The following is a 2,478-nucleotide window of genomic DNA, read 5'->3' on the forward strand; positions in this document are numbered from 1 at the left end:
TCTAGTACTGTCTCGTGGTCTCTGATATTTGTATAAGAGACAGCTATTATATATAAAAAAATTTTGCCTTATTTTAAGGTAAACTGTATATCCAAAAAATTTTTACATGTTCTTTTTAATGTACATATTGGTAAATGCTAAATGTTTATTCATTTCATCCGAAGCCATTTTTGCGTCATGCAGCTTAAGGGCCTCATATATTCTACCGTGCTGTTCAGCGAGAATTTTTAAATTTTCTTTATTTACCAGTATTTTTCTTCTGGCATCCTTTAGGAAAGAGTCCATTAAAGAAGACATAGCATTTAAAATATTTATTATTAAAAAATTTCCAGCAGCTTGTGCAATTTCATAATGAAATTGTTTGTCAAATTTTACATTATTATTCTCATCTTTAGAAGTTTTAAAAGCATCCGACAATTTTTTTAAATTTTTCAGCTGTTCCTCATTTATTTTTACAGCAGCCCGAGAAACGGTTTCCACTTCTAAAAGTTTTCTTACCTCTATTATTTCTTCTGGATTCCCCCCTTGAAGCATAAACATCACCGAGAGAGGCTCAAACAAACTATTCTCAAAACTTTGTTTTATAAAATTGCCCTCACCTTGTCTACTTTCTATGAGTCCCATAACCTGCAGAGCTCTTAATGCCTCTCTTATGGAAGTTCTGCTCACTTGAAGATGTTCCACTAACTCTCTTTCAGAAGGAAGTTTATCTCCTTTCTTTAAAGTCCCATCTATAATCATATTTTCAATTTGTTCTATTACTTGTTCATATACCTTTGTATTCTTTATAGGAGTAAAAATCAACTTAGTCACCTCTTTATAATATATATGATATCTATATATTAATATTACAATATTTGATATTTTTTTTAAAGTACTTTATATAGAATTTATAAACACGTCATTCCATTTGGTGTATATATCAAATAGACTTACCACATCCTGTTCGTTATAAAGCAATATTTTTTGCTTTTTAATATTTGGCATTCTATTTATATATTCACTGTCTTTTACTATTTTACTAAAAGTTTTAGCCAGATTTGATCCGCTTATAACTCCATTTTCTCTAGTAATTCCGAATTCTTTTTCCAATGCTTTCAATCCTATAGATTTATGGATTTTATTTTCATATTGCTTCTGTAAATCTATACTCGTAAAATAATCCTGTATGTTAAACTCCAAGTTATATTTTTTGAAGAGATAGTTTATAACAGTAAAATCATTATTTCCTGAAAAAGTAACTATATATCTTTTGCCTTTTTCAATCATGGCCTTAAAATATTGTTTTGACAATTTAAGTATAGATTTTACATCTTTTTTATTTTCTATCATATATTGAGTTACTTTTAAACTTTCATTTTTATAATCATAAAAACAAGAACCAAATACACCTACGCATATGGGTTTTTTGTATATATAATGTTCTAAATCAAAAAAAACAGCATCCTTAATAATACATTCATTGTCACCTACTTTTAATGAATTCTCAATAGATGGTTTTTCTACACAAATATCATTAATTCTTTCTATCACTTTACCACTCTTTTCTAACTATTTTAAAGTACACAATTTTAAATTTATTCATATTCAGTTGTATTATAACTCATATATAATTTACATCTTCTGCCTTTAATTTATATATCATATCTTTTCTCTCAACTATTATATGTGCCTTCTTGCACAATTCTGAATCATCCAATATTTCCTTTACAAGTTCCCTTGTTGGGTTCACACATACAGGATTTTTCACCATTTTCATCATTGAAAAATCTCCTGAGGTATCTCCATAAGCATAACTTTTATCTAAATCTATATTATATTTTTTTACGAGCATATTTATGGAGTTTTTCTTGCTTTCACTATCCCACATGGGAATAACTTCTCCTGTATATACCTCATTTTTATCCCTGATATATACAGCACCCACATAATCATCAAATTCATGTTTAATAGCCATTTCTCTCACTAGTTCTACAGGGCTTCCAGATATAGTTAATATTTTATGCCCTTTTTCTTTATGCCATTTTATTCTATTTCTAGTATAAGAATATACTCTATCTCCCTTTTGTGATACTACATTTTTAGCTATAAATTCTACCTGGGATCTATGAAGCCCCCTTATAGCCTCAATATATATATCTGCCATTTTTAAAAGATAGTTATCATAATTTCCCTTCCTCTTATCCCATCTATCATACTCTGGCTTGACTTCTTTATACCATCTTTCAGCAGGTATTATCTCATATTTGACTAATTTTTTAAAAACCTCTGTTATAAGTCCTTCTCTGTATAAAGTACCATCAATATCAAAAAAAGCTGCAGTGTTCATATTTGTTATTTCTCCTCTTTAATAAAAGAATTCTATTTTATAATATTATTTTAGCACATATATGTACATTAGTTTTACAAGTCTTTAGATAAAATATTAAAAATAAAAATATATTTTGATTTATTGACAGTACATTCTAAATATGATAT

At 27.8% G+C, this 2,478-nt stretch carries 3 protein-coding genes; all 3 read right to left on the reverse strand.

The features are described from left to right. Window positions 1–102: 102 nt before the first annotated feature. Window positions 103–801: a FadR/GntR family transcriptional regulator gene (locus tag J5G60_RS17920; RefSeq protein WP_150358061.1), complete on the reverse strand. Its 699-nt coding sequence runs from the start codon at window positions 799–801 to the stop codon at window positions 103–105. Between the two features lie 78 nt (window positions 802–879). Continuing rightward, window positions 880–1,533, reverse strand: coding sequence for a ribonuclease H-like domain-containing protein (locus J5G60_RS17925; protein ID WP_150358058.1), 654 nt, complete (start codon window positions 1,531–1,533; stop codon window positions 880–882). 70 nt (window positions 1,534–1,603) lie between these two features. Then, the gene (locus tag J5G60_RS17930; protein WP_150358057.1) at window positions 1,604–2,329 is read right to left on the reverse strand and encodes an HAD-IB family hydrolase; all 726 of its coding nucleotides are present in this window, start codon (window positions 2,327–2,329) and stop codon (window positions 1,604–1,606) included. Window positions 2,330–2,478 lie beyond the last annotated feature (149 nt).

It is taken from the genome of Clostridium sp. HV4-5-A1G, from assembly GCF_900184915.1.
In the GTDB taxonomy this organism is placed as follows: domain Bacteria; phylum Bacillota; class Clostridia; order Clostridiales; family Clostridiaceae; genus Clostridium_B; species Clostridium_B aromativorans.

Coding starts and splice junctions, on each gene's coding strand:
- J5G60_RS17930 (WP_150358057.1), bottom strand. CDS start 2,329: ATGAACACTGCAGCTTTTTTTGATATTGATGGTACTTTATACAGAGAA.